The sequence below is a fragment of the Chryseobacterium sp. L12 genome, from assembly GCF_056133985.1.
Map to the genome: position 1 here is coordinate 22596 of NZ_JBVYOF010000003.1, position 7390 is coordinate 29985.

The 7390-nt window shown below is 34.4% G+C and carries 9 protein-coding genes; 6 read left to right on the forward strand and 3 right to left on the reverse strand.

What is annotated here, in order from left to right; genetic code table 11:
• Positions 1–23 precede the first annotated feature (23 nt).
• Entirely contained in the window at positions 24–386 is a 363-nt protein-coding gene (locus AC0NBN_RS03850; RefSeq protein WP_160812536.1) for a hypothetical protein, read from the forward strand.
• Positions 387–547: 161 nt separating this feature from the next.
• Here AC0NBN_RS03850 and AC0NBN_RS03855 read toward each other — a convergent pair whose 3' ends face one another.
• Together AC0NBN_RS03855 and pdhA are read right to left on the reverse strand one after the other, a co-directional pair.
• Positions 548–2149, reverse strand: coding sequence for a pyruvate dehydrogenase complex dihydrolipoamide acetyltransferase (locus AC0NBN_RS03855; RefSeq protein WP_160812537.1), 1602 nt, complete (start codon positions 2147–2149; stop codon positions 548–550).
• 109 nt (positions 2150–2258) lie between these two features.
• Entirely contained in the window at positions 2259–3260 is a 1002-nt protein-coding gene (gene pdhA, locus AC0NBN_RS03860; protein ID WP_143884305.1) for a pyruvate dehydrogenase (acetyl-transferring) E1 component subunit alpha, read from the reverse strand.
• Positions 3261–3384: 124 nt separating this feature from the next.
• On the opposite strand from pdhA, the gene AC0NBN_RS03865 reads away from it, so the two are divergent.
• Positions 3385–3987, forward strand: a complete 603-nt coding sequence (locus tag AC0NBN_RS03865) for an ABC transporter permease (protein WP_160812538.1) — start codon at positions 3385–3387, stop codon at positions 3985–3987.
• Positions 3988–3996: 9 nt separating this feature from the next.
• Positions 3997–4485, forward strand: coding sequence for a BlaI/MecI/CopY family transcriptional regulator (locus AC0NBN_RS03870; RefSeq protein ID WP_160812539.1), 489 nt, complete (start codon positions 3997–3999; stop codon positions 4483–4485).
• Between the two features lie 30 nt (positions 4486–4515).
• Here the strand turns inward: AC0NBN_RS03870 and AC0NBN_RS03875 are convergent, their stop codons facing one another.
• Positions 4516–4878, reverse strand: a complete 363-nt coding sequence (locus tag AC0NBN_RS03875; RefSeq protein WP_089744441.1) for an RNA recognition motif domain-containing protein — start codon at positions 4876–4878, stop codon at positions 4516–4518.
• Between the two features lie 412 nt (positions 4879–5290).
• Here AC0NBN_RS03875 and AC0NBN_RS03880 point away from each other — a divergent pair, with 412 nt between their 5' ends.
• The 3 genes from AC0NBN_RS03880 (at position 5291) to AC0NBN_RS03890 (ending at position 7362) form a co-directional block, all read left to right on the forward strand.
• On the forward strand, positions 5291–5686 hold the full coding sequence (locus AC0NBN_RS03880) for a hotdog domain-containing protein (protein WP_160812540.1): 396 nt from the start codon (positions 5291–5293) through the stop codon (positions 5684–5686).
• Complete coding sequence (locus AC0NBN_RS03885) at positions 5683–6243, forward strand: helix-turn-helix domain-containing protein (protein WP_160812541.1); 561 nt, start codon at positions 5683–5685, stop codon at positions 6241–6243. Before AC0NBN_RS03880 ends, AC0NBN_RS03885 begins: the two co-directional genes overlap by 4 nt.
• Before the next feature lie 153 nt (positions 6244–6396).
• Positions 6397–7362, forward strand: coding sequence for a heavy metal-binding domain-containing protein (locus AC0NBN_RS03890; RefSeq protein WP_474467122.1), 966 nt, complete (start codon positions 6397–6399; stop codon positions 7360–7362).
• Positions 7363–7390: the final 28 nt, after the last annotated feature.

Genomic DNA, 7390 nt, shown 5'->3' on the forward strand with positions numbered 1-7390 from the left:
GTTTAATCATTAATCCTAGTACAATGAAAAACAATTTTATAGCACTTAGCTTAGCAATTATCGGAATTTGCACAGTTGCCTGCAGGCAGTCTGATGAAAACTTTGATGACGATTTTAATTCTAAGGAAAATATTGAAGAATCTCAAATGACAGCAAGGGACTCTTCAGCAACAGAAATCAACCCGGGAGATCCGCCAAGAAATGGTACACATTGGAGAGCAGCAGGTAAAAACAAAGAAAATGCAAAAGATCCAAAAGAAACACCTGTAGCAGGAAGTCTAATAAAAAAAGATAGTATAATAAATAATACTTCAATAGGAATTATTGATGACGGTAATGGCGGTGGTGATCCTCCTAGAAATGGAACACACTGGAGAACAAAATAATAAGACATTTTTACTTAACAACTACTTTCTAAAATTAGGAAGTAGTTTTTTTATGATAATTATCCATCTTTAATAAAGTACTCTGTACGTCCACTTATATTATTAAAAAACCTTCCGAATTATGGAAGGTTTTAATAATATTATAAAAATCGTAATTTCTTTTACAGTAATAATGTTAGGGGACTTTCTAAATATGTTTTCAAAGTTTGTAAAAACTGAGCACCTGTAGCGCCATCTACTACTCTATGATCACAAGCTAACGATAATTTCATTGTATTGCCTACTACAATCTGTCCGTTTTTAACTATTGGTTTTTCAACAATTGCACCAACAGAAAGAATGGCAGAATTTGGCTGATTGATAATACTTGTGAAAGTTTCAATTCCGAACATTCCTAAGTTTGAGATTGAGAATGTAGAACCCTCCATTTCATTGGCTTTAAGACCTTTCGATTTGGCTCTTCCTGCCATATCTTTTACAGCAGAAGAAATCTGAGTATAAGTCATCTGATCAGTATTCTTCAAAACAGGAACAACCAATCCGTCTGGAATAGCTACTGCAACACCGATATTGATATTTCCTCTATGAATAATTTTGTCTCCTGCCCAGCTTGAATTCACCTGCGGATGTTTTCTTAAAGCAATTGCTGTAGCCTTTATAATCATATCATTGAAAGAAATCTTTGTGTCTGGTAAAGAATTGATTTCTTTTCTGGCTTCAATTGCTTTATCCATATTGATTTCTACCATCAGATAATAGTGAGGCGCAGTAAACTTGCTTTCGGAAAGTCTTTTGGCAATAATATTTCTTACCTGAGAATTCGGAGTTTCTGAATCTTCACCCTGTACAAAACTTAATGCAACCTGGACCGCAGCAGGACTTGCAGACGGAACTGAATCACCTGATTTAGTAGACGGCTGATAGCTTTCAATATCTTTTTTAACAATTCTTCCGTTTTCACCAGATCCTTTTACGGAACTAATGTCTACACCTTTCTCCTGAGCCATTTTTTTAGCTAAAGGAGAAATAGCAACTCTCTCATTGTTGCTGGTTGCTGCTGATTGTTGATTGTCAGTTGTTTGTTTTGGAGCTTCAGCTTTTTGTTCAGCAGGCTTTTCTGATGATGAAGCAGCGGCTTTCGGAGTTCCAACTCCTGAAACATCTGTTCCTTCAGGTCCAATAATCGCCAAAACCGAATCAACTGGAGCAGCTCCACCTTCTTCAACGCCTTGTTTTAACAAAACGCCATTGAATTCAGATTCAAAGTCCTGAACAGCTTTATCTGTTTCGATCTCGGCTAATAGATCACCTTCTTTAACAGTATCTCCTACATTTTTATGCCATTTCGCCACTTTTCCTTCTGTCATTGTATCAGAAAGGCGCGGCATTGTGATTACTTCTACTCCTTCAGGAGCTTCTGAAGAAGTTTGTTCAGTATCGGCAGTTTTTTCTTCAGTTGTAGATTCTTTTTCGGATGAATCATTACTGGGAGTACTTCCGCCTGTTAATCCTGAAATATCTTCTCCCTCTTTTCCTATAATTGCAAGAACAGAATCTACAGCAGCAGCGTTACTTTCTTCTACACCAACATACAAAAGTGTTCCTTCCATTTCAGATTCAAAATCCTGAACAGCTTTATCCGTTTCTATTTCGGCTAAAATATCGCCTTCTTTTACTTTATCTCCTACTTTTTTATGCCATTTCGCCACTTTTCCTTCCGTCATTGTATCGGAAAGACGCGGCATTGTAATTACTTCTGCCATAATTTTTTTTAATTTGAAAATTTGGTAATTTGGTAATTTGAAAAATTAAAAAAGATATGATAATAGATCAGTTTCGAATTTTCAAACTTTCAAATTGACTCATTATCTGTTAGTTTTCTAATTTATCTAAGAATGGATAATCTTCCTGAGCATACACGTATTCATATATTTTTTCAGTATCCGGATATGGTGAGTTTTCCATAAATTCAATACATTCCTCAACGAAATCTCTTGATTTATTATCCATTGCTTCCAGCTCTTCTTCAGTTGCCCAGTTATTTTCTAAGATTCTTGCCTTGATCAACTCAATAGGATCATCTTTTTTAGCAATAGAAACTTCATCTTTAGATCTGTATGGTTCTGCATCAGACATTGAGTGACCTCTGAAACGATACGTTCTTGCTTCAATGAAAGTTGGTCCGTCTCCTCTTCTTGCTCTCTCTATAGCTTCATAAGCAGCTTCAGCCACTTTTTCAGGATCCATTGCATCTACTGCGAGACAAGGCATTTCGTAACCTAAACCTAACTTATAGATGTCTTCGTGATTGGCAGTTCTTTTTACAGAAGTTCCCATTGCGTATTGGTTGTTTTCAACTACAAATACCACAGGAAGTTTCCAGTTCATTGCCATGTTGAAGGTTTCGTGAAGCGAACCCTGTCTTGCAGCACCATCACCGAAGAAACAGATATTTACTGCTTTTCTGTCAAAATATTTATCTGCAAAAGCAATACCCGCACCTAAAGGAATTTGTCCCCCAACAATACCGTGACCACCGTAAAAACGATGTTCTTTGCTGAAAATATGCATAGATCCTCCCATACCTCCGGAAGTACCGGTTGCTTTACCGCAAAGCTCTGCCATGATTCTCTTAGGATCTACTCCCATCGCCATTGGGTGAATATGACATCTGTAAGCAGTAATCATACTATCTTTGGTTAAATCCATTGCGTGCGTAAAACCTGCAGGAATAGCTTCCTGACCGTTGTACAAGTGTAAAAAACCTCTGATTTTTTGTTTTAAATAAAGAGAACGGCATTTGTCTTCAAACCTTCTCCACATTGTCATATCTTCATACCACTTCAGGTACACTTCTTTAGAAAATTCTTTCATGTGTTAGCTCTTGCTTATTTATAATGAAATAGTTGAGCAAAAATATAAAAAAACTTTGTTTTTATTATATACGGAGCAATTGTTTTTTTGGTTATAGTGTTATATTTACATTTCAGAATTATTTATGGAAGAAAAAACAACTTCATCACTGCATATTGTATCAAGATTAATCTCAGACTTTTTCAATCCTCTCGTTTCGCTTTTTATTTATTTTGTGTATTTAAGCTTTAAAATTTATACATTTAAAGAAGCAGTTATGCACTTTCTCCCTATTTTGTTGATAACAATCCTTCCGATCATTATTTGGATCTACTGGAACGTAAAAACAGGCAGATACACCAATATGGATGTGTCTAACCGGGTACAAAGGAAAAGTTTGTATATTTTTATAGCGGTCTGTATAGTTTTGTATCAACTGTATCATTATATAATGAATGGCTTTCTGGATTTTGTGATGCTTTTCATTCTCGTCCTACTTTTTGCATTGCAGTACAGCAATTTATACATTAAAAGCTCAATGCATACTGCTTTTAATGTCTTTGTTGCGGCATTGTTTTATGATTCTGATTGGAGAGCCGGCTTATTCTGGCTTTTCATTGCTGCTTTGGTAGGCGTCACAAGAGTTATTTTGCGTCGACATACCGTAAAAGAAGTATTTATGGGAGCTGGTATCGCATTTATGGTATCTTTTGTATATCTTTATTGCAATATTCACTTTCAATATTAAGAATATCTTATGAAAATTAACCATCTTACATCTGCTGAAGAAAATCTAATGAAGTTATTCTGGAAACTGGAAAAATTTTACCTGAAAGATGTAATGGAACAACATCCGGAGCCTAAACCTCATCAGAACACAGTTTCTACTTACCTTAAAATTCTTGTTGAAAAAGGATACCTTTCTACAGAGAAAGAAGGCAGAATTTTCAGATATTCTGTTATCGTTCCTGCTGAAGAATATAAAAAGTTTTTACTGAGAGAACTTTCTCATCAGTTTTTTAATGATTCAGGAAAAGAAATTTTGGACTTTTTATTCAAAGAAAATCTGATCTCGCAAAAAGACCTGCAATCTTATTTTGATTTGAAAATAGAAATGAAACCTGTAAAAATAAAAGAGCCAAAGCTTGAATACGCAGAGGAAATTCTAAACCCAAAGAAAACTAAGAAGGAAAAAGTGAAGAATAAGGAAAAGAAAAAGAAGAAAAAAGATCAGAACAGGATATAAAAAAAGCGGCTAAAAAGCCGCTTCTTGTTTTTACCAACGGTTTCCACCGCCGTTTCCGCCACGGCTGTTTCCGTAACCACCGCCGTTTCCACCACGATTGTTACCATAACCACCTCCGCTTCTGTTATTATCGAAACTTCTTCTTGGTTTTTCTTCTCTTGGCTTAGCTTCAGAAACATTAAGAACTTTTCCGTTAAATTCTTTCTGATTAAGCGCGTCAACAGCTTGCTGACCTTCTGCGTCACCCATTTCGATGAATCCGAAACCTCTTGAGCGACCAGTTTCTCTGTCTGTTACGATTTTAGCTGATGATACATCGCCAAATTCTGCAAATAAATCGTGCAACTCATACTCTTTAGTTGCGTAGTTGATGTTTGAAACAAAAATGTTCATTTAAAAAAAATTAAAAAATTAATAAAAATTGGGGATATAAAAGAAAAGCAACATAATAATGAACATAATATTGATTCCAAATATAAACGTCTGCAAGATACAATTTATAATTGCATGACAAAGTATTTTTTAAATTTATTTTAGTTAATTTTTCAACCAAAGGATTATTTTGATAAAAAGTATTAATTTATGATCAAATTTCCATGAATAAAATTTAAATATCATAGGTTCTGGATAATATTTGTAGTTTTTGAATTTAACAGGTTTGTTTCATAAAAATCAGTAAATAAATTAAAACCATTTATTCTAAAGCAAATGATTGAGAATATAAATTGCTGTTTTAAGATTACTAAATTCAGTTAAGTTGAAAATGCAGGTTTTAAAAACTAAATTTGCAGTACAATTATAAAAAATGAATTATCATACAAGAAAATGGGTAAAACCTGAAGACTTAAATCCTAATCAATCTCTTTTTGGAGGACGGCTTTTGCAGTGGATTGACGAAGAAGCGGCTTTGTACGCAGTAATTCAGTTGGAAAACAAGAAAGTGGTAACGAAATTTATCTCAGAGATCAATTTTGTAAGTTCTGCAAAACAGGGAGATATTATTGAAATCGGTATTGAAGTTACAAGCTTTGGTTCTACTTCTCTTACTTTAAGATGTGAGGTAAGAAATAAAATGACACATCAGACCATTATTACAGTTGACAGAATTGTGATGGTAAACCTTGATGAGAAGGGCAACCCTGTTCCGCACGGAAAAACTCAGGTAGAATTTGTGAAAGACAGAATCAAGTTAAAGGAATGAAAATATTCATAAAAAATATGGTTTGCGGAAGATGCATTGCAGCTGTTTCGGCCATTTTTGATGAATTGGGTATTAAAATTAAATCTATCAACCTTGGTGAAGTAGAAACAGTCTCTTCGATTTCAGAAAAAGATACTGCACTCATTGAAAACCGTCTTTTGGAAACTGGTTTTGAACGAATCAAAGACTCTTCACATCAGTTGACCGATAAAATCAAAAGCATCGTTATCCTGAAAATCAGCAGTCTTGATGTTGAAGAAAATTTTTTGATCTCAAAATTTCTAAGTTCAGAATTAAGCAAAGATTACAGTTTACTTTCCAAAACTTTTTCTCAGAACGAGAATGTTACCATTGAGCAGTTTTTTATCCTTCAAAAAATTGAGAAAGTAAAAGAACTGCTTCTATATAATGAATTTTATTTAACAGAAATTGCTGCAAAACTTGGCTATAAAAGCGTGCAGCATTTATCTTCACAGTTTAAAACAATTACAGGCTTCACTCCTACTGAATTTAAAAAACTAAAGGTTCACAACAGAAAACCACTGGATCAGATCTGAAAAATCACTTAGTTTATAGTTATTTAGTCGTACAGTTATTCAGTTTCCCGGTCAAGTAACTCTTACAGTTAACTAAATTCTATAACTATTATCCCTAAATTTATAACAGCTTACAAAATCCTTTTCGGAAATTTGTAAAATAAATGTAAAATCATGCACCAAAAATATAAAGTCTTAGGGATGACCTGTTCAGGTTGCCAGAAAAAAATTTCAGAAAAACTTAATAGCCTGGAAGGAATCTCTGCCGAAATCAACCTTGAAGAGAGCACTGCCGAAATTCATTCGGAACAGGAAATCAATTTATCACAGCTCAATCAGGCACTTTCTGAGATTGGAAATTATAAGCTCGAAGATCCAAAAAAATCTGATAACACTTTTATAAAACCGCAGGATCGGGTTTCTCCTTCATCCGTTTATTATTGTCCGATGGAATGTGAAGGCGACAAAGTCTATTTTCAGCAGGGAAAACGATGTCCGGTCTGCAATATGTTCTTAGTTCCGATTGAGGAAAAATTAGCAAAAGATCCGAATTATAAACCTACTTATTCGTCAACAAATCTTCCAGAAAACTTCAAAAACCATATTGGAAAATATTACTGTCCGATGTTTTGTGAAGACGATAAAGTGTATGATGAGAAAACAGACTGCCCTGTTTGTAACATGCATCTGGAAGAAATTACGGAAGATTTGGTTAAAAATTCTATATCACAATCTCACCATCATTATCATGAAGTTAAAACACCAAAAGTTACAGATGATATGGCAGGAAGATATTATTGTCCGATGTTTTGCGAAGGTGATAAAACGTATGACAGCAATGTAGGCTGTCCGGTCTGCGGAATGGATCTGGTAAAATATCCGGAAAAAGGTGAAGAAGAAAGTGATGATACTTACAGCATTTTAAAAAGAAAATTCATCATTTCTTTGGCTTTTACCATTCCCGTTTTTGTTTTATCAATGGGCGGAATGTTGATTGATTTTCCTTTTTCACACGACATTCAGGGAGTTGTTGAATTAATTTTAACACTTCCTGTCCTGTTTTATTCCGGATGGTTTTTGATGAAAAGAGGCTGGGTTTCTTTTAAAACATGGAACTTAAATAACGTGAGTTCGGAATAAGAATAAATAAATTTATGATACACAATAG